At 67.0% G+C, this 19,701-nt stretch carries 19 protein-coding genes; 9 read left to right on the forward strand and 10 right to left on the reverse strand.

The genetic code is table 11. The annotated features are described in order from the left end of the window. Positions 1 to 17: 17 nt before the first annotated feature. Positions 18 to 545 carry a sterol desaturase family protein gene (locus CFE50_RS11760; protein ID WP_286733694.1) on the forward strand — a complete coding sequence of 176 codons (528 nt, stop codon included), beginning with the start codon at positions 18 to 20 and terminating at the stop codon, positions 543 to 545. 40 nt (positions 546 to 585) lie between these two features. Here CFE50_RS11760 and CFE50_RS11765 read toward each other — a convergent pair whose 3' ends face one another. The 6 genes from CFE50_RS11765 to fni form a co-directional block, all read right to left on the reverse strand. After that, a complete protein-coding gene (locus tag CFE50_RS11765; protein ID WP_286733695.1) occupies positions 586 to 1,119 on the reverse strand; it encodes a gluconate 2-dehydrogenase subunit 3 family protein in 534 nt (177 codons plus the stop codon). 172 nt (positions 1,120 to 1,291) lie between these two features. Next, positions 1,292 to 2,227, reverse strand: coding sequence for a phytoene/squalene synthase family protein (locus CFE50_RS11770; RefSeq protein WP_286733697.1), 936 nt, complete (start codon positions 2,225 to 2,227; stop codon positions 1,292 to 1,294). Between the two features lie 2 nt (positions 2,228 to 2,229). Further along, positions 2,230 to 3,726: a phytoene desaturase gene (locus tag CFE50_RS11775; RefSeq protein WP_286733699.1), complete on the reverse strand. Its 1,497-nt coding sequence runs from the start codon at positions 3,724 to 3,726 to the stop codon at positions 2,230 to 2,232. Then, on the reverse strand, positions 3,723 to 4,916 hold the full coding sequence (crtY, locus tag CFE50_RS11780) for a lycopene beta-cyclase CrtY (protein WP_286733702.1): 1,194 nt from the start codon (positions 4,914 to 4,916) through the stop codon (positions 3,723 to 3,725). Before crtY ends, CFE50_RS11775 begins: the two co-directional genes overlap by 4 nt. Next, entirely contained in the window at positions 4,879 to 6,174 is a 1,296-nt protein-coding gene (locus CFE50_RS11785) for a nucleotide disphospho-sugar-binding domain-containing protein (protein ID WP_286733704.1), read from the reverse strand. Before CFE50_RS11785 ends, crtY begins: the two co-directional genes overlap by 38 nt. Then, on the reverse strand, positions 6,174 to 7,223 hold the full coding sequence (fni, locus tag CFE50_RS11790; protein ID WP_286733705.1) for a type 2 isopentenyl-diphosphate Delta-isomerase: 1,050 nt from the start codon (positions 7,221 to 7,223) through the stop codon (positions 6,174 to 6,176). Before fni ends, CFE50_RS11785 begins: the two co-directional genes overlap by 1 nt. Before the next feature lie 135 nt (positions 7,224 to 7,358). Between fni and CFE50_RS11795 the strand changes: the two genes are divergently transcribed. Continuing rightward, positions 7,359 to 8,240, forward strand: coding sequence for a polyprenyl synthetase family protein (locus CFE50_RS11795; protein WP_241809404.1), 882 nt, complete (start codon positions 7,359 to 7,361; stop codon positions 8,238 to 8,240). Between the two features lie 67 nt (positions 8,241 to 8,307). Further along, positions 8,308 to 8,532, forward strand: coding sequence for a hypothetical protein (locus CFE50_RS11800; protein ID WP_241809403.1), 225 nt, complete (start codon positions 8,308 to 8,310; stop codon positions 8,530 to 8,532). Positions 8,533 to 8,550: 18 nt separating this feature from the next. On the opposite strand, the gene pdeM is transcribed toward CFE50_RS11800, so the two are convergent. After that, positions 8,551 to 9,210, reverse strand: a complete 660-nt coding sequence (gene pdeM / locus CFE50_RS11805) for a ligase-associated DNA damage response endonuclease PdeM (protein WP_286733709.1) — start codon at positions 9,208 to 9,210, stop codon at positions 8,551 to 8,553. A gap of 390 nt (positions 9,211 to 9,600) precedes the next feature. Here pdeM and CFE50_RS11810 point away from each other — a divergent pair, with 390 nt between their 5' ends. The 4 genes from CFE50_RS11810 (at position 9,601) to CFE50_RS11825 (ending at position 14,434) form a co-directional block, all read left to right on the forward strand. Then, positions 9,601 to 9,864 (forward strand): YeaC family protein, encoded by a 264-nt coding sequence (locus CFE50_RS11810; RefSeq protein WP_007162881.1) that lies wholly within the window; start codon positions 9,601 to 9,603, stop codon positions 9,862 to 9,864. Positions 9,865 to 9,949: 85 nt separating this feature from the next. Beyond that, the gene (locus CFE50_RS11815) at positions 9,950 to 10,792 is read left to right on the forward strand and encodes a DUF2797 domain-containing protein (RefSeq protein WP_286733882.1); all 843 of its coding nucleotides are present in this window, start codon (positions 9,950 to 9,952) and stop codon (positions 10,790 to 10,792) included. Positions 10,793 to 10,803: 11 nt separating this feature from the next. Continuing rightward, positions 10,804 to 13,443 (forward strand): aminopeptidase N, encoded by a 2,640-nt coding sequence (gene pepN / locus CFE50_RS11820; RefSeq protein ID WP_286733711.1) that lies wholly within the window; start codon positions 10,804 to 10,806, stop codon positions 13,441 to 13,443. 382 nt (positions 13,444 to 13,825) lie between these two features. After that, positions 13,826 to 14,434, forward strand: a complete 609-nt coding sequence (locus CFE50_RS11825; protein ID WP_241809401.1) for a hypothetical protein — start codon at positions 13,826 to 13,828, stop codon at positions 14,432 to 14,434. Between the two features lie 327 nt (positions 14,435 to 14,761). On the opposite strand, the gene CFE50_RS11830 is transcribed toward CFE50_RS11825, so the two are convergent. Beyond that, positions 14,762 to 15,952 (reverse strand): serine hydrolase domain-containing protein, encoded by a 1,191-nt coding sequence (locus CFE50_RS11830; protein ID WP_286733715.1) that lies wholly within the window; start codon positions 15,950 to 15,952, stop codon positions 14,762 to 14,764. A gap of 59 nt (positions 15,953 to 16,011) precedes the next feature. Here CFE50_RS11830 and def point away from each other — a divergent pair, with 59 nt between their 5' ends. Further along, positions 16,012 to 16,551, forward strand: a complete 540-nt coding sequence (gene def, locus CFE50_RS11835) for a peptide deformylase (RefSeq protein ID WP_286733717.1) — start codon at positions 16,012 to 16,014, stop codon at positions 16,549 to 16,551. Here def and CFE50_RS11840 read toward each other — a convergent pair. Beyond that, positions 16,548 to 17,186, reverse strand: coding sequence for a DsbA family oxidoreductase (locus CFE50_RS11840; protein WP_286733720.1), 639 nt, complete (start codon positions 17,184 to 17,186; stop codon positions 16,548 to 16,550). The two genes, def and CFE50_RS11840, sit on opposite strands and share 4 nt — an antisense overlap. A gap of 283 nt (positions 17,187 to 17,469) precedes the next feature. Here CFE50_RS11840 and CFE50_RS11845 point away from each other — a divergent pair, with 283 nt between their 5' ends. Further along, positions 17,470 to 18,408: a bestrophin family protein gene (locus CFE50_RS11845; protein ID WP_241809397.1), complete on the forward strand. Its 939-nt coding sequence runs from the start codon at positions 17,470 to 17,472 to the stop codon at positions 18,406 to 18,408. Positions 18,409 to 18,450: 42 nt separating this feature from the next. Here the strand turns inward: CFE50_RS11845 and cprA are convergent, their stop codons facing one another. Next, positions 18,451 to 19,602, reverse strand: coding sequence for a cationic peptide resistance protein CprA (cprA, locus tag CFE50_RS11850; protein WP_286733724.1), 1,152 nt, complete (start codon positions 19,600 to 19,602; stop codon positions 18,451 to 18,453). Positions 19,603 to 19,701: the final 99 nt, after the last annotated feature.

Here is a 19,701-nt window from a genome sequence, read left to right on the forward strand (position 1 = left end):
CGCCTGCGGAGGTAACGTTGGAGCTACTGATCAATGCGGGAATCGTGCTGGCCACCGTGGCCGGCATGGAAGCTTTCGCCTGGTGGTCGCACAAGTACATCATGCATGGCTGGGGGTGGGGCTGGCATGAGTCCCACCACCGCCCGCGTACCGGCTGGTTCGAGAAGAACGATCTCTATGCGGTGGTCTTCGCTGGCCTCGCGATCCTGCTGATCGCCCTGGGCAATGCCGGCTACTGGCGCCTGCAGTGGATCGGCGCCGGCATGACCCTCTATGGCCTGCTGTACTTCATCGCCCACGATGGCCTGGTGCATCAGCGCTGGCCGTTTCGCTACATCCCGCGCACCGGCTATCTGAAGCGGCTCTATCAGGCGCATCGCATGCATCATGCGGTGGATGGCAAGGACGGCTGCGTGTCCTTCGGTTTCCTGCTGGCGCCCACTACCCAGCAACTCAAGCAGCAGCTGCGCGAGATACACGGCGGCGCGCTGGATTCCTCGCGCGAACGCAAGGCACGGGACCAGGTGCAGGAAGGTGTGGACTAGGCGGAAGAGGGAAGCGCCTCCAGGGAGGCGCTAAGCGGGGTCAGGCGACGGCGGGGGTGTCGTCGTAGGCGGCGAACAGGGAGTGGGCATACTGACTGCGTTCGCTTTCGTTGCGCAGCAGATCGATGAATTCCTTGGCCGGCGGATTCAGGGTACCCGCTTCGGCAGCGTTGACCACCTGGGCCTGTTCACCGGCCGCCAGTTCGGCGAAACCAGCACCCAGACGCTCGGTGCAATAGCTGTCCACCACGGCCAGACCGTCACGCAGCAGATCGCGCAGGTTGGCGCCCTGTTGGACCTGGGCCTGCTCGTCGAAGGGATCGACGATATTGGAACGGTCGCCGTGGGCGTAGGGGGTCAGCATGTGGCGATCGATGAACTCGGGCAGCCGGGCATCGGCCTGCTCGCTGTCGGCCTGCAGGTGAGCGCAGAGGGCGACCAGGGTGCGCCACTGGGTGGCGTTGAAGAATTCGGGCTTGTAACCGGACTGCGCGTTAGCGGAAAGGCCAAGGGCAAGTAGTGACGAGGAGGCAGCGAAGCGATCGTGTGAAACAGCCGTTTCCGTCTTGTGCATGTGCAAATCCCATACTCGTAGGCTGACTACCGGATGCAGCGCTCTGGCTCAGGCATCCATCCATCCGCGGCCCACCAGGGGTCGCTTTAATCCGACCCGTTTATCGCATAAAAGTTTGCCAGTGGGCAGCCCCAAGATGCGCACAAATGTGACCGAAGCGCGATCGCTGGCGTCAGCGCCGCGGCCGGGTCCAGAGCTCGCTCGCGCGCGGCTCGTCGCGCTGGTGGCGGGAGAGCATGGCGCGGGCGGCTCCGCGGCAGACCAGACGCAACTTGTCGGCGGTGCTGGTGCTGACCCGCTGATCCCAGGCATGGGCGCCCAGATGCAGCACCTGCACGCCGATCTCGCGATAGACGCCGCGGGCGGTGGCGATGGCCCAGGCCGAACGCAGGGGCAGGGCGGCCAGGCCCTGGCGTGCCGAGTCGTAGTAGGGCTCGGCCAGGCGCACCAGACGCTCGGCCAGCTGGGCGACGGCTTCGCGATGGCGCGGCGCGGCCAATTCGTCCGCCGGCACCCCGAGTTCGTCGAGCCATAGCCGCGGCAGATAGACGCGGCCGATACGGGCGTCCTCGACGATGTCGCGGGCGATGTTGGTGAGCTGGAAGGCCATGCCCAGGTCGCAGGCGCGATCCAGGGTTTCCTCGTCTTCGGCGCCCATGATGCGCGCCATCATCACCCCGACCACCCCGGCGACGTGATAGCAGTACTCCAGGGTGTCTTCCAGCTCCACATAGACGCGCTCCTCGACGTCCATGCGAAAGCCGGCCAGGTGATCCAGCGGCAGGGCCAGGGGAATGCCGTGGCGCCTGACCACCCGCTGGAAGGCGGCGAAGGCCGGATCCTGCAGCGGCTCGTCGCCGTAGGCGGCGCGGGTCAGGCGTTCCAGCTCGGCCAGGCGCTCCCCCCCGGCGCGGCGATCGCCGTCGACCTGACCATAGCCCAGTTCCTGGCCATCGATGACGTCGTCGCAGTGGCGACACCAGGCATAGAGCAGCACCGCGCTCTCGCGGGTCTCGGGGGCGAACAGCTTGGCAGCCGCGGCAAAGCTCTTGGATCCGACGGCAATGCTCTGCTCGGCGTGGTCAACGACGTCAGGGGTGGCTGGCATGGCTAACCGTGCTCCTCGAGGATGACGCTGGCGGTGGCCTTGGCCGAGCCGACCACGCCCGGAACGCCGGCCCCGGGATGGGTGCCCGCGCCGACCAGGTAGAGGTTGGGAATGACACTATCGCGATTGTGCGGCCGGAACCAGGCGCTCTGGGTGAGGATGGGCTCCAGGGAGAAGGCCGAGCCGACATGGGCATTGAGTTCCTGGCGGAAATCGGCCGGGGTGAAGATGCGCGAGGTGACCAGGTTGTCCCTCAGGCCGGGCATGTAGCGCTCTTCCAGGTAGGCGAAGATCTTGTCTCTCAGGAGCGGGCCTTCCACGCTCCAGTCGACGTCGGCATTGCCCAGGTGCGGCACCGGCGCCAGCACGTAGTGGGAGCTGTGCCCGGGCGGTGCCAGCGACGGATCGGTGACGCAGGGCGAGTGCAGGTAGAGCGAGAAGTCGTCCGGCACGCCTGGGCCCTTGAACAGTTCGTCGATCAGGCCGCGATAGCGCTGGCCGAAGCAGACCATGTGGTGTTCGAGACCCACCGGCGGCTGGCTCAGGCCGAAGTGGATGACGAACAGCGACATGCTGTGCCTCTTGCGCTTGAGGCGATTGCCCTCGACCACGCCATGGGTATGGTGGCCGAGCAGCTTGCGATAGGTGTGCACCACGTCGGCATTGGAAGCCACCAGATCGGCCGCGAGTTGGCTGCCGTCGGCCAGGCAGACGCCGGTGGCGCGATTGCCTTCGGTGAGGATGCGTTCCACCGGCGCATTCAGCCGCACCTCGCCGCCGAGGTCGGTAAAGAGCTTAAGCAGGCCGAGCACCAGCTGGTGGGTACCGCCCTTGGCGAACCAGACGCCCCACTTGCGTTCCAGCGCATGGATCAGCGCATAGATCGAGGAAGTGGCGAAGGGATTGCCGCCCACCAGCAGGGTATGGAAGGACAGCGTCTGGCGCAGCTTCTCGCTCTTCACGAAGCGCGACACCTGGGTGTAGACGCTGCGCCAGGCGCTGAGCTGGGCCAGTTTGGGACCGGCGGCGAGCATGTCGCCGACCTTGAGGAAGGGCTTGGCGCCGAGGCGGATGTAGCCTTCTTCGAACACCGCCTGGGAATAGGCCAGGAAGCGCTGGTAGCCGGCCACGTCGTCCGGCTCCAGGGCGCGGATCTGCTCGTCCAGTCGGGCCTGGTCGTTGACGTAGTCGAAGCGCGTGCCGTCTTCCCAGCACAGCTGGTAGAAGGGGCTGACCGGCAGCAGCTCCACGTAGTCGCTCATCTGCCGACCACTGAGGGTGAACAGCTCTTCCAGGGCCGAGGGATCGGTGATGACGGTCGGACCGGCGTCGAAGGTGAAGCCCGCGTCCTCGTAGACGTAGGCACGACCGCCGGGCTTGTCGCGGCCCTCGATGAGGGTGGTGGCGATGCCGGCCGACTGCAGACGGATCGCCAGGGCGATACCGCCAAAGCCGGCGCCGATGACGATGGCCCGCTTGGGCGCGTTACCTTGGGTCATGGTGCTTCCTTGAACTGAGGAGGACGAGCCAGCGCGGCATCCAGGGCCGGTTTCAGCGGTACCGGCGGCTTGCCGGACAGGATGCGCAGCCGATCGAAGGCGGTGAGGCGGCCGGCGTAGAAGCGCTGGATCAGCGGTTCCCCGAGGCCGTAGAACCTTTGCATGACGCGCACCCGGTGCTCGGGGCGGCCGGCGAGAAAGAGCATGCGATTGAGCAGACGGAAGAAGCCTTGGCCCTGCCAGCGGCCCTGGGCGTACTGCCGCAGGCTGTCGCGCAGCACGGCGCTGGAGGTGAAGGGCTGGGCGGCCAGGTGTTCCGCCAGGCGCACCGCTTCGGGCAGCGAATAGCCGGTGGTGGGGTGGAACAGCCCGGCGGCCAGGCCGATGGGGGCGCCGGCGGTGACGTTGTCCCAGTAGCGGTCGAGATCGCCGCCCAGGGTGATGGGCAGCACGCCCTGTTCCTCGCGCAGCACCTCGGCGATCTCCCAGCCCTGCTGCCCGGCATAGTCGGCCAGGTGCTGGCGCAGGCGCTCGACCGGCAGGCTCTCGCCATCGGCATAGTAGGTGTCTTCGATCAGCAGCCGGTCGGGGGCCAGTGGCAGGCTGTAGACGAAGCGATAGCCGTCCAGCTGATCGACGGTGGCGTCCATCACGATGGGTTCGGCCAGGCCATGAGGCCGCGCGAGGCGCACCTCCTGGCCGAGGAATTTCTGATAGCCCAGCCAGAGCGCCGGATCGGGTCGCGGTCCGCGGGCATCGATCACCGCGCCGGCGGCCAGGGTGTAGCCATCGGCGAACACCACCCCATCGTCCTGCAGGCGCAGCACCTCGCGCCCCAGTAACAGGCGCTCGGCCGGTAGCCGGGCGCTCAGCACCTCATGGAAGCGCTCGGCGCTGATGCTGGCGTAGCCGCTGCCGAGTTGCCGCTGGCGCTGGGGGAAGCGCACCTCGTAGCCCGGCCAGCGATGGGCGACCAGCGGATCGATCCAGGCATGCTGCGGCGCGGTGAGATCCGGCTCGTGGAACGACCAGGTGTGGTTGCCGCCCAGGCGCGGACCGGCTTCCACCAGGCGCCAGTCCAGCTCCGGGCGGGTTTCGGCCAGGCGCAGGGCGAGCAGGCCGCCGGCCAGGCCGCCGCCGACGATCAGCAGATCAGGACGCACGCTCGAGTCCTCGCCGGGCCAGGCCATCCACCAGGCGGGCGGCAGTGGCGACGCCGCCTGCCGCTCTGGCGATGGGCACGAAGCGTTCGGCCGCCTGGCGATAGCTGGGGTCGGCCAGCACGGCGCCCAGGGCCTGGGTCAGGCGGGCCTTGCTGGCCAGCCGCGGTGCCAGGCAGATGCCGGCGCCGACCCGCTCCAGGCGCCGGGCGATGCCCGGCTGGTCGAACACCATGGGCAGGGCGAGCATGGGCTTGCCGGCCGCCAGGGCGTCCAGCACGGTATTGAAGCCGCCGTGGGTGATGACCGCATCGGCGCGGGCGATGGCCGCTTCCTGGGGCGCGAAGTCGGTGACCCAGGTGGCGCCGTCGTCGAGCAGGCGGCGTTCGCCGCTGGCATCCAGGCGCCCGCAGTGGGCGATCAGCACCTGGACGCCCAGGTGGCGACAGGCCTGGGCGATGCGGCGGAACAGGGGCAGACGGCCACCCTGCAGGGTGCCGAAGGAGGCGAAGACGAAGGGCCGGCGCGGATCGATCTCCAGCGCCAGCCGTTGCTCGCTCACCGCCGGCGAGCGCAGCGGCCCGACCTCGTGGAAATGCGGCGGCGGGGCCTTCCGCGGAAAGTCGAAGCCCGGCAGGCACTGGCTCAGCTGCAGATAGGGCGAAAAGCAGTCGTCGAGGGTCCGGCGGTCGCCAAGGCCGAAGGCCTGGGCCTGGCGCTGGATGACCTTGCCCTGACCGCGCATCATCAGGTCGAACACCTGGGTGGCGCCCTGGACGATCTGCCTTTCCCGCTCGCTGGCGGGGTAGGCGAAGGGCAGGGTGGGCAGCGGCAGGTGGGGCTCACGATTCATCGGCACGGCGCAGGCCAGGGACGCATAGGGCAGGCCCAGGTGGTCGCCGAGCAGGCCCCCGGCCGGTTCCATCTGGTCGGCGATAAGGCAGTCAACACCCAGGTCACGCAGGGCGGCCGGGCCTTCGCGGCAGAACAATTCGGTATTGCGCGCCATGTCGGCGATCACGCCGAACACCGACCAGGGCTTGCTGCTGGCGGTACGGGCCAGCAGCGGCGCCAGGCTATCGCGCGGATGACTGGTCGCGCCTATCGCCTGGAAGCCGATACCCGCCGGCAGCGCCCGGTCGCCTGCCTCTACCTGGTGCAGCAGGGTGACCCGGTGGCCGAGGGCGACCAGCGCCTCGCCCAGCACCAGATGGGTGGACAGGTGGCTCGGCAGCGGCGGCGAGATCAGGGCGACATGCATGGCGGCGTCCGGTCGGGTGTCGGCCACTATGGGCACCGCAGCGGCGCGGCGTCCAGCAACTCGGCCTGGCGCAGGCTGGCCAGGTCCGCCGAGCCGGTGCAGAAGCAGGCGATGCGCAACTGTTCGATCACCACCTGGAAATGCGCGATCACCGCCTCGGTGGATTCGGTGGCGCCGGGCAGGGCCGCGGCGGCCTGGCCGGCCAGATCCGCGCCGAGGCGGATGGCCTTGGCCACGTCGATGCCATCGCGGATGCCACCCGAGGCGATCACCGTCGCCTGCGGGCAGGCAGCGCGCACCTGGCGCAGACTCTCGGCGGTGGGGATGCCCCAGTCGGCAAAGGCGCGGGCGATGGCGCGCTGCTGGTCGTCTCGGGCACGTTCGGCTTCCACTGCCGCCCAGCTGGTGCCCCCGGCGCCGGCGACATCCAGCACCGCCACACCAGCCTCCACCAATTGCGTGGCGACTCGGCCCGACAACCCGGCACCGACTTCCTTGACGACGACCGGCACGGCCAGTTGTGTAACCAGATTTTCCAGGGCGAGGAGAATGCCGTGCCAGCGGCGATCGCCACCGGCCTGCACGGCTTCCTGCAGGGGATTGAGATGCACGATCAGGGCGTCTGCCTCGATCATCTCCACCGCGCGGCGGGCTTCGTCGAGGCCGTAGCCGGCCACCAGCTGCGCGGCACCGAAGTTGGCCAGCAGCGGCACGTCCGGCGCCAGGCGGCGCAATTCGCCGGTGAGACCCTGGTCGCCACCCTGCTGCAGGGCGATACGCTGGGAGCCCACCGCCAGGGCGATGCCCAGCGTCTGGGCCGCCTCGGCGAGATGGCGATTGATCAGCGCGGCCCGCTCTGGCCCGCCGGTCATGGAGCTGATCAGCAACGGCGCGGCCAGGGGACGCTCGAACAGGCGGGTGCCGAGATCGATCTCGTCGAGGTTCAGTTCGGGCAGGGCGCAATGCGTGAAGCGGTAGGCGTCGAAGCCCGTGGTGACGGCGCTGCGGGCCTTGTGGGGATCCAGCACGATGTCCAGATGATCGTTCTTGCGGCTTGCCAGTTCCCAATCCACCATGTCTTCTAAAGTCCGCCCTGAATGACCTTTCGTCGGTCGTTGTGGTCTGGTAGGGGACGACGGGTTCGCTTTGCGAAGACCTAATCCACCGAGGTGCGACCGTTCGTCGGTTCCACATATGGAGTATCTCGACTCATGGCGACCGTATTAGTGCCGAACGCGACAGACAATTTTGCCGCTGCGCTGCAATGGCAGCGTACCCGTATCGACGAGCGTCTGGCAGAGCTGTTACCAGCCGGCAGCGATCCGGTCGCCGCAGCCATTCGCAGTGGTGTCCTCGCGCCCGGCAAGCGGCTGCGTCCGCTGCTGATGGTGCTGGCCGCCGAGGACCTCGGTCAGGCCGACGAGGCCGTTCTCGACCTGGGCTGCGCCGTGGAAATGGTGCACGCCGCCTCGCTGTTCCTCGACGACATGCCCTGCATGGACGATGCGCGCCTGCGCCGCGGTCGGCCGACGTTGCACGTCGAATTCGGTGAAGACGTCGCCATGCTGGCCGCGGTGGCCCTGCTCAGCCACGCCCTGCGCCTGGTCGCGGGTCTCGCCGGGGTACCGGCGGAAACCCGCACCCAGATGGTCTGCCAACTGGCCGATGCGGTCGGCACCGCCGGGCTGGTCTGCGGCCAGTACCATGACCTGCACGGTGGCCGTCAGGCGCGCCCGGCCGATGCCATCGCCCTGACCAATCAGCTCAAGACCGGTGCGCTGTTTTCCGCGGCCATGGCCATGGCCGGTGCCACCCTGGTCACCACCGCCGTGCAGCGCGAGGCCTTCCACGTCTTCGCCTGCCAACTCGGCCTGGCCTTCCAGTTGCTCGACGATCTCGACGACGGCAAGGGCCTGGGCAAGGACGCCGGCAAGGATGGCGACAAGTCCACCCTGGTCAGCCTGCTCGGCCGCGACCATGCGCAACGCCAGTTGCACGGTCATCTCAAGCAGGCGCGCGAGGCTCTGGCCCAGGCCGATTGCGCCGATGGCGCCCTGGCCGGCCTGCTGGATATCGTCTTTCGTCCGCGTTAGGGCGAATTACTGGGCATCCGACCCTCTAATCTCTCGATAGCCTTGTTCCCGTGTGAGGAGTCCTGAGATGTCGAAGTGGAAAATTGCTTACAGCAACGTTGACGGCAACACCTCGGTGGTCACCATCGACGCCGACCAGAAGCCGGACATGGAGCGGGTCGCGCAGATCGTCCGTGACGATGCCCTGGAAGAGTACGACGACAGTGAAGTCCCGCGGGATTACGACGAACCCACGGTAGCCCTGCTGGAGCGCCATGGCATCACCATCACCGGAATCACCGAAGAAGGCTGATCGTCAGGGTATCTGGCTCTAGCGCAAGGGCCAGATACCGCCATCCCCCACCACGAAGATCCGCCGCGCGGGGTCGGGTGCCAGCAGGTGCCCGCCGGTGAAATCGCCAAAGGCCGGCAGGATCAGCACCTCGTCATTTTCCAGGCAGAAGCAGGGCAGGCGCAGCGTCTGGCGCCCGCGACCCTGCAGACGAAACGCCGGATGGATATGGCCGGCCAGCACCGGCAGGCGCGGGTGTGGATCGGGTTCGTGCTGCAACGACAGGCCATCCAGCTCCAGCGGCTCGCCCACCACGTCGATGCCCAGGGCGGCCGGTGGATCCCCGGCGCGCCGATCATGGTTGCCACGAATCAGCAGCAGCCGCAGATGGGCCTGGTGTTCCCGCCAGCGCTCGAGGGTGTCCAGGGTCAGGGGCGCGCGGGATTCCGGCGCGTGCAGGAAATCACCGAGAAAGATGATCTCGCGGCAGTCATAACGCGCCAGCAGGCTGTCCAGTCGCGCGATGTTGCCCGCGGTGGTGCCATGGGGCACCGGCTGGCCCAGGGCCCGGAAGGCGGCCGCCTTGCCGAAATGGATGTCCGCCACCAGCAGCGCCTGGCGCGCGGGCCAGTAGATGGCCTTTTCCGCGAGCAGCCAGAGTTCGACACCGGCGAGGATGAGGGAGTGATAGGCAGGCATGGGGTCTCCAGGAAGCGCTTCCTGCTCTGATGGCGGCCAGGTGCCAGGGTTCAGACGTGTTGCAGGAGGGCCTGCTTGGCTAGCGCCTGCTCCCTGTTGGAGGGTTGAGGTGAGGGCGACTCTGACCCGAATTCTTCAGTGGAAAAGGCCAAGCCGTGTTCCACGCCACGGGATAAGCACCCGCGTAGGTTGGATTGAGCGCAGCGAAGCCCAACGGCCCAATCCGGCATCGCCCCTGTCGGGCTTCGACGATGGAGCCGTCTCAACCCAACCTGCCGTGCCTCCGGGCCGCGAGCCGAAACCCAACCTATGACCACCATTGAACCAGGCCAGGTGCACCGTCGCCGGCAGCCCGGTAAACTGGCGGTTCACTAGAGTCCGGAGCGACCCATGTCGACATCCTTCGCCCAGATGCTGGAAAACATCACCCCCGATATCTACGAAGGCCTCAAGCTGGCCGTGGAGATCGGCAAGTGGCCCGATGGCCGCAAGCTCAGTCGCGACCAGGTCGAGCTCTGTCTGCAGGCGGTAATCGCCTACGAGGCCAAGCACCTGCCCGAAGACCAGCGGACCGGCTACATGGGTCCCCAGGAGTGCGCCTCCAAGTCGGTGCCCATCGAGAACATCCTGTTCAAGTCCGACGCCATCCACTGACCGTCCGCGCCTTACCCCGACGAGGTGCCCTTCGGCGACGAAGAGGCACCTCGCGTCTTTTAGAAATCGAGAAATTCCTACCGTGATGACCGAACTGGGCCGTGGCGCCCTGCGCAAGATGGCCGTGACCCTGGCCGACCCCGTCAACTACGCCTTTCGCCTCGATGAGCGCGAGGTGCCGGTCAATCCGCTGATCGGCCGTCGCCTGCGGCTCGAATACCTGGGCGCCATCCACTGCACCCACTGCGGACGCAAGACCCGCAAGAGCTTCAGCCAGGGCTACTGCTATCCCTGCTTCACCGGCCTGGCCCAGTGCGACAGCTGCATCGTCAGCCCCGAGAAGTGCCACTACGAGCATGGCACCTGTCGCCAGCCGGAGTGGGGCGAAGCCCATTGCATGGTGCCCCACGTCGTCTACCTGGCCAACTCCTCGGGCCTCAAGGTGGGCATCACCCGCGCCACCCAGCTGCCCACCCGCTGGATCGACCAGGGCGCCTACCAGGCGCTGCCGATCCTGAGGGTCGCCACCCGTCAGCAATCCGGCCTGGTGGAAGACCTGCTGCGCAGCCAGGTGGGCGATCGCACCAACTGGCGCGCCATGCTCAAGGGCGTGGCCGCGCCGGAAGATCTGGTGGCGGTGCGCGAGCGCATTTTCGACGCCTGCGCCCAGGGTCTGGACGATCTCCAGGGCCGCTTCGGCCTGCAGGCGATCCAGCCGGTGGTCGACATGGCGCCCATCGAGATCCATTATCCGGTGACGGTCTATCCCACCAAGGTGGTCAGCCACGACCTGGAAAAGACCCCCATGGTGGAAGGCACGCTGCTGGGCATCAAGGGTCAATACCTGATGTTCGACACCGGCGTGATCAACATTCGCAAGTACACGGCCTACCAGCTGGCCGTGTCCGCCTCCGCAGCAGAGATGTAAGGACGTAAGCCATGCGCACCGACCAGCCCCAGACCATCTATCTCAAGGACTACCAGGCGCCCGAGTACCTCATCGAGGAGACCCGCCTCAGATTCGAGCTGCACGACGACCAGACCCTGGTACATGCCGAATTGCGGCTGCAGCGCAATCCGGCCCGCGGCGCGGGCCTGCCGCCGCTGGTGCTGCATGGCGAGGAACTGGAGCTGCTGGCCGTGGCCCTGGACGACCAGGCCCTGGCCGCCGGCGACTATCAGGTGGAGGCGGGCAGCCTGACCCTGCAGCCCCAGGGCGAAGCCTTCGTGCTCAAGACCTCGGTGCGCATCCACCCGGAAAGCAACACCGCCCTGGAAGGCCTGTACGTCTCCGGCACCCTGTTCTGCACCCAATGCGAGGCCGAAGGCTTCCGCAAGATCACCTACTACCTGGATCGGCCGGACGTGATGAGCGTCTTCACCACCACGGTGGAGGCCGACAAGGCCAAGTATCCGATCCTGCTGTCCAACGGCAACCCGGTAGCCAGTGGCGACGCCGAAGGCGGCCGTCACTGGGCCACCTGGGAAGATCCCTTCCCCAAGCCGGCCTACCTGTTTGCCCTGGTCGCCGGTGACCTCTGGTGCGTCGAAGACAGCTACCGCACCGGCAGTGGCCGCGACGTGGCCCTGCGCATCTATGTGGAGCCGGAGAACATCGGCAAGCTGCAGCACGCCATGGACAGCCTGAAGAAGTCCATGCGCTGGGACGAGGAGGTCTACGGCCGCGAATACGATCTGGACATCTTCATGATCGTCGCGGTGAACGACTTCAACATGGGCGCCATGGAGAACAAGGGCCTCAACATCTTCAACTCCAGCGCTGTGCTGGCCAGCCCGCGCACCGCCACCGACGCCGCCCACCAGCGCGTCGAGGCCATCGTCGCCCACGAATACTTCCACAACTGGTCGGGCAACCGCGTGACCTGCCGCGACTGGTTCCAGCTGTCGCTCAAGGAAGGCTTCACCGTGTTCCGCGACGCCGGCTTCAGCTCCGACATGAATTCGCCCACGGTCAAGCGCATCGAGGACGTGGCCTTCCTGCGCACCAATCAGTTCGCCGAGGACGCCGGTCCCATGGCCCACCCGGTGCGCCCGGATCACTTCATCGAGATTTCCAACTTCTACACCCTGACGGTGTACGAGAAGGGCGCCGAGGTGGTGCGGATGCTGCACACCCTGCTGGGCGCCGAGGGCTTCCGCAAGGGCACCGATCTCTACTTCGAGCGCCACGACGGTCAGGCGGTGACCTGCGACGACTTCATCAAGGCCCTGGAAGACGCCAGCGGCGCCGACTTCAGCCAGTTCAAGCGCTGGTACAGCCAGTCCGGCACCCCGCGCCTGGCGGTCAGCGAGCAGTACGATGCGGCGACCAGGACCTATCGCCTGACCTTCAGCCAGAGTTGCCCGCCCACCCCGGGTCAGCCGACCAAGGAGCCCTTCGTCATCCCGGTCCAGCTCGGCCTGCTGGATGGCCAGGGACGCGACCTGCCGCTGCGCCTGGAAGGCGAGAGCGCGGCCCAGGGCACCGACCGGGTGCTGTCGGTCACCCAGGCCGAGCAGACCTTTACCTTCGTCGATGTGCCCGAGCGTCCGCTGCCGTCGCTGCTGCGTGGCTTCTCCGCGCCGGTCAAGCTCAGCTTCCCCTACAGCCGTGAGCAGCTGACCTTCCTCATGCAGCACGACAGCGACGGCTTCAATCGCTGGGACGCTGGCCAGCAGCTGGCCGTGCAGGTGCTGCAGGGCATGATCGTCGGCGAGTCGCTGGACACCCGGCTGGTGGAAGCCCTGCGCACCGTGGCGGCGGACGAGTCCCTTGATCCGGCCATGGTTGCCGAGATGCTCTCGCTGCCGTCCGAAGCCTATCTGGTGGAACTGTCCGAGCAGGCCGATCCCGGCGCCATCCACGGTGCCCGTCGTCAGGCCCGCCGCGCCATCGCCGAGGCCCTGCGCGACATACTCTGGCAGCGCTATCGCAGCGCCCGCGAGGCCTCGCGCGCCACGCCCTACCAGGCCAGCGCCGACCATATTGCCCGCCGCAGTCTGCAGAACGCCGCACTCGGCTATCTGATGCTGCTGGAAGAGCCGGAAGCGCGTGACGCCGTCCTGGAGCAATTCGACAACGCCGACAACATGACCGAGCGCCTGGCCGCGCTGAGCGCCCTGGTCAATTCCGCTTTCGAGCAGGAAAAGGCCGATGTCCTGGCGCGCTTCTTCGAAGAGTTCAAGAGCGATCCGCTGGTCATGGACACCTGGCTCAGCGTCCAGGCGTCCAGCCCCCTGCCGGGCGGTCTGCCGCGCGTCCAGGCGCTGATGGAGAATCCGGTCTTCACCCTGAAGAACCCCAACAAGGTACGCGCGCTGATCGGGGCCTTCGCCAACAGCAACCTGGTCAATTTCCACGCCGAGAACGGCAGCGGCTATCGCTTCCTGGCCGACCAGATCATCACCCTCAATCGGCTCAATCCGCAGATCGCCTCGCGACTGCTGACGCCCCTGACCCGTTGGAAGAAGTACGGCCCGGCGCGCCAGACGCTGATGCGCGCCGAGCTGGAGCGCATCCTGGCCAGCGGCGAGCTGTCCAGCGACGTCTACGAGGTGGTGAGCAAGAGCCTGGCGTAGGAGAGCCGACTGGGCTGCTTGTTGGGCTTCGACGATAGAGCCGTCTCAACCCAACCTACCTCGTCCCGTGGGTTGGGTTGAGCCCTGCGAAGCCCAACATCGCCCGCCATTGCCAAGCCTGACGCCCAGCGTCGGGCTTTTTTTCGCCCGGATTTTCCCGCTTGGCCCTAGCCTGTAGCGCCTCTGCCGCCCGCTGAAAAACTGCGCGCACCCCCGTGCCTGACAACTTGTCTCCGCTCTGGTGCCGCTTGGCTGATAGAAATGCTTTAGGCTGCCCGCTGTATTCAAATCGGCTGCAGAACGAGGCGCCGCCGCCGACAGGGTAGGCGAGGGGCTTCGCGTGGCAACCAGGCCCAATCATTGGAAGAGCACGGAGCGGCAGATGAGTCATGCACAGCTGATGGATTGGGGATTCGTCCTGATAACCCTGTGCAATATCCTGCTGATCGCCCTGGTGGTGTTTCTGCTGTGGCAGCGCTATGTCGCCAGCGACGCGGCCTCCAAGGCCGAGGGCGCTAACGAGGAGCCGGCGCCGGCCGTTCCCGAGGTGGTCGACAGCGCGCCTGCCGACGCTCCGCCGCCGCCACTTCCCGCCAGTCCCGCCCCGGTGGTGAACCGCAACGTCGACCTCTTCGACGAGGGCCCGGAAGAGGTGTACGACGCCAACTATCCCGAGTGGAAGAAAAGCGACGACCCCTATGTCGAGGAATTGCTGTCGCACCGCGAAGCCCTGGAGCTCAAGGTGGACAACATGGTCATGCGGCTGACCCGGGCGCACAAGGTGGTGACCGGCCTGCGCGCGCAGAATCGCGAATTGCGTGCCTCCGAAGCCCAGGCCCAGCGGCTGCAGGAGGAACTGACCCGGACCCAGACCAGCCTCGCCCAGATGCGTCAGGAGCGCGATGCCCTGCTGCTGGAGCTCCAGCCCGGCCGCAAGGCGGACGCGGCGCCACGCCAGCCGACCGACCCGGGCACGCCATCCTCGTCCTGAACCGCGGTATGCCCCCTGGATTCACCAGCCACCCCTATATCGCCGCATCCGTCGAGCTAGGCAGCGGGCCGTGTGGCTCGCCCCTAGACGAGCGCTGCTCAATACCTCCAGGTACGACTTTGTAAAACTGCGGCTTCTACTAAGCCCTGGCCAACGCTAATTCCACCTTCCCCTCGTTCAGCCGTTGGCTCTCACTGGTCCTGGTGGTTCTGCTGGCTGAGACCGTCGACCGCCTGGGTGGGCGACCCGTTGTCGTGATCACGTCCTGCTTGCGCTGATGCTGGTGGAGAGACATCCGCTAGCTGATCCGAGTCGATGCTCAGCCAGTCAGTCCCTGTAAAGGGCATCGCGGATGGCGTCGGGGAAGGGCCCGCTCATGCCGGCGATCGCCGTGTTGGTGAGGATCACCACGCTGAGTTCGCGCGCCGGGTCAATGAACCAGGCATTGCCATAGACGCCGCCCCATTGCAGGGTGCCGGGCGTCTGCGGGGTTTTCGCCACTCGGGCATCGCGCAGCACCGCTGCGCCCAGGCTGAAGCCCCAGCCCGGGGCGTCGTCGCGTTGCAACCCCGGGATCTGGTCTTCCATGAACAGGCGTTGGCTGGCCGGCTGGAGCAGCCGCCCCTGGCGGAGCGCTTCCAGAAAGGCGAGATAATCGCCCGCGCTGCCTTGCATGCCACCGCCGCCCGAGGCGAAGGCCTGCGCGGAAAGGGCGCGTGCCGGCGAATAGAGGATGCCGCCCTTGGGCAGGGGCAGCCGATAGGGCTCGCTCATGGGCTCGGGCCGCGGATAGCCGTCGCGATAGGCCGTGGCCAGGCGCCCGGCATCGCTGACGTGGAAGCTCAGGTCGTGCAGGCCCAGCGGTGCGGCCACCTCCCGCTGGACGACCTCTGGCAGGGGCTGCCCGGTGGCGGCCGCCAGCACGCCGCCCATCACGTCCAGCCCGAGGGAGTAGCGCCACTGGGTGCCCGGCTGGAAATCCAGCGGCACCCCCGCCAGGCGCCGGAGGTTTTCTTCCAGGGTCAGGGGGACGCCATCCAGGCCGTCGGAAACCCCGGCGCGGTGATAGGGACCGTCCTGGTCTTCGCCGAAGCCATAGTGCAGGCCGGCGGTGTGGCTGAGCAGCTGCGCCAGGGTCGGCGCGGCCGGGGTGCCATCGGCTAGCCTCGGGGTGAAGTAGGGCAGGTAGCGACTGACCGGCGCCTGCAGATCCAGGCGGCCCTGGTCCGCCAGCCGCAAGGCCGTCACGGCCACCAGCGGCTTGGTCAGGGAGGCGAAGCGAAACAGCTGGTCTTCCTGCATCGGGCGCCGGGCTTCGCGATCGGCGAAACCGGCGGCGCGCCGATACACCACGCGGCCCTGGTGAGCGACCATGACCACGGTACCGACGATGCGCTGCTGGGCGATGGCCTGCTCCAGGATCGGATCGAGGCGGGCGGCGAGGGCCGCGTCCTCGGCCTGGGCAAGGGGGGTACTCAGGCCGAGGCCGAGTGCGCTGGCGAGCAGTAGGGAAGACATCTGGTTTAAGCTCCTGGCGAATCGCCGGCGGCTGGACCGGCCAAAGGAGGAATCCTCGCATGATTCGTGACATTTTGAAGATGGGCGATCCCCGCCTGCTGCGGGTGGCACCGCCGGTGGCGGCCGAGCGCTTCGGTTCGGCCGAGCTGCGGGGGCTGATCCAGGACATGTTCGACACCATGGCCGCCGCGGGTGGCGTGGGCCTCGCGGCGCCGCAGATCGGCGAAGACCTGCAACTGATGGTCTTCGGCTTCGAGCGCAATGTCCGCTATCCCCAGGCGGCGCCGGTGCCCCTGCAGGTGCTGATCAATCCGCGGATCGAGGTGCTGGACGCCAGCGAGGAGCTGGGCTGGGAAGGCTGCCTGTCGATCCCGGGGTTGCGCGGCGAGGTGCCTCGGCCGCGGCGGATCCGCTATCAAGGGGTGGATGGCGACGGTCGCCTGGTGGACCAAGAGGCCGAAGGCTTCCACGCACGGGTAGTGCTGCACGAATACGATCACCTGATCGGGCGGCTCTACCCCTCGCGCATCCAGGATTTCGCCCGCTTCGGCTTCACCGAGGTGCTGTTTCCCGAGTTGACCGGCGCCGCGCAGCACTAGGCGCCGGCGGCCTCCAGCTGCGCCCTGACGGCCGCTGCCAACTGGGCGAAGGGCACCGCGCCATCCAGGGCGCGAGCCTCTTCGACGGGTGCTCCGGCGGAACGCAGCAGCAGCGTCGGCACCGCGGTGATGCCCAGGGCTTCGGCGCGATCCTCGGCGTGCAGCACGACGTCGGTATGGTCGCCACGGGCCAGACTGGCCTTCAGGGCCTCGCCGTCCAGACCCGTGCGACGCGCCAGCTCGAGCAGCACGTCCAGTTCGCCGATATCCCGTCCTTCTTCGAAAAAGGCCTGGAAGACCGCCAGGTGGAAGGCTTCGAAGCGATCCTGCTCGCGGGCGAATTCCGCTGCCTCCAGCGCCAGGCGACTGCGGGGTTGCACGGGCGGCAGCCGTAGCACCATGCCGTATTCCGCGGCCATGGGATAGACGGCGCGATCCCAGGTCCGGCGCAGGTAGTCACCGGCCGGATCCAGGGTGGGCGTGGGCTCGGGACGCAATTCAAAGGCATGCCATTCGATGGCCAGCTGGTCGCCGAATTCTTCCTGCAGACGCGCCAGCTGGGGCAGCTCCAGGTAGCAGAAGGGGCAGACGTAATCGCTCCAGACATCCAGACGAACGCGCGGGGTGGCGGTCATGGCAGTGCTCCGGAAGGGCATGGTGTCCGTCGGACCGCACCCGAAAGCGGATGTTCGGTGAACGTGTCGATATCGCTGGGCGATAAGGCCTCCGCGCACGGGTTATGAGCTGGAGGTTGGCAGCCAGCAACCGACGTCCTCTTCATACCCGGAAACGGAATGGCCACCGGCCAATTGCGTGAAATGGGTGGCGATCCGCGCTCTAGACGCTTGCCTTGAACCTGTCCCCGACCCCAGGTTCCTATGCCTGCATCCTTCCTTTCACGCGCTAAGGACTATCACCTTGGGTTTTTTCGAACGCAAACTGACATTCCTTCGGCAAACCTTCAGCTACGTCGGCTGGTCGGTTTTCTGGCTGCTGCTGTGGGACATCGCCGTCACCGTCGACTACATGATCTTCGTCGACCACCGGGCGCAGCTGCCCAACATCCCCCTGACCCTGATCGGCTCGGCACTGATCGTGCTGACCAGCTTTCGCAACACCAGTGCCTATCAGCGCTGGTGGGAAGCACGCACCCTCTGGGGCGGCATGGTCAACAGCTCGCGCAGCTTCGCCCGCCAGGCGCTGACGCTCATCGACGATGGTGACGAGCATTTCAACGCCATCAAGACGGTGCTCATCGAGCGGCATCTCGCCTATGTCCGCTGCCTGGCCTGCCAGCTCAGCGGCGATCCGCTGCCCAAGGAAGTCCGCACCTACCTGGGCAAGGAGGAGTGGGCGATGCGCAAGGAGACCAACAACTTCGCCAACGCCATCCTCAGCGGTTCTTCCAGTCTGATCGCTCTGGAATACCGCGCCGGCCGCCTGGACAGCATCCGCCTGGAGCGTCTGGAAGCCACCTTCGTCGACATGTCCAACTGGCAGGGCGGCATGGAGCGCATCGCCAACACGCCCTTGCCCTATCCCTATGTCAACTTCCCGCGGCTGTTCGTCTTCCTGTTCTGCGTGCTGATGCCCATCGGCCTGGTGGAAAGCCTGGAGTGGTACACACCGCTGGCTTCCACCGTGGTGGGCTTCATGTTCCTGGCGCTGGAAAAGGTCGGCACCGATCTGCAGAGTCCCTTCCAGCGCAGTCGGCACCAGATCACTATGGGTACCATCTGCAACACCATCGAGGGCAACCTGCGCACCATGCTGCGCGATGCCCGCGGGGGTTACGCCTCGGTCAGCGAGATCGTGCGGGATTCGCGGTTGAATTCTCCGGAGAAGGATTCCGTCTGAGCAGCGCCCGGGGCTGGCCAACGCCAGCCCCGGGCATAGGCCTTACTTGAAGTCCCACTGCATCTGCGCCGGGATGCTGATGTCTCGCGAGGAGTGCACGCAGACATCCAAATAGTCGGTGAAGCGCGGCGGAGCGGCGATGCCTTCGTCGAGCAGCCGCTGGTTGTCGAACAGGTAGTTCAGATCGGCGAAGCCGCCGTACAGCTTGAGCGCCCGCAGCACCAGCCGCGGATTGGCCGGGCCGATGCGTTCGTTGAAGTCGGCCGCCAGTTCCTTGAGATCGGCGCTGTCCACCTGGCGATAGCGCTCGCCCACCGGGGCGTCGCCCATGGCGCCGGCATAGGCCTCGTCGATTTCACCAAAGGTACAGGCGCCCGCATTGCCCGCCGAGATGTGATACAGGCTGTAGTTCAGCTTGGGCTTGAGCGCCAGTTCCACCAGGGCTTCGGCGCAGTAGTCCACCGGAATGACATCGATCTGCTCGTCGAGGCCGCAGGTGAAGCGCTCCAGGGCGAAGCCCATGCGGAACACCCAGAAGATGCTGCCCGACGCCTTGCAGCCGGAACGACGGTGCCCCACCACGATGGAGGGGCGCGCCACCACCAGCGGCAGCAGCGGCAACTCGTTGCGCAGCTTGAGTTCGATGGCCGCCTTGGAGGCGGTGTAGTCCACCAGTTGCTGCTCCGGCTCGGGGAAGTCCCAGGTCTCGGCGACCGGTGACTGGCGCTGCGGACCGCAGGCCATGGCGGTGCTGACGTGCAGGAAGCGCTTCAGCCGCCGCGACTGGGCGCAGGCCTCGGCCAGGGCGAAGGTGCCCTCGACGTTGACCGGCCAGATCTTCGGATTGCGCGAGAAGGAGGCGACCGCCGCGCAGTTGATGACCTCGTCCAGCGTCTGCAGGAGCGGCTTGGCGGCTTCGATCCAGTGGGTGTCCAGCAGGTCGCCACAGAGGATCTGTTCGGGCCTGAGCAGGGCGGCCAGGCGCTCGTCGACGTCATGCACGCGCAGATTCTGCAGCAGGCGCTCCAGTCCTTCCGCGGGGGTCGCGGCCCGGACCAGGAATCTCAGCCCTTCGACATGGCCCAGCTCCAGCAGGCGCAGGGTGACGGCGCCTCCGAGAAAGCCGGTGGCGCCAGTGATGAGGATACGGCGCGGCGCGGCGGTGAATTGGATGGAAGAGACGGGAAGCGACATGGCGGAGGCCCTGGTTGGCGGAACGTGGGCGTACCTTAAGGGTCGACGCTGAAGGATTTATTAAGGCCGGGGAACCCCTCCAGGCTGGCATCTTTCTAG

Origin of the sequence: Pseudomonas sp. PGPPP4, from assembly GCF_002256045.1 — a bacterium.
GTDB lineage: Bacteria > Pseudomonadota > Gammaproteobacteria > Pseudomonadales > Pseudomonadaceae > Chryseomonas > Chryseomonas oryzihabitans.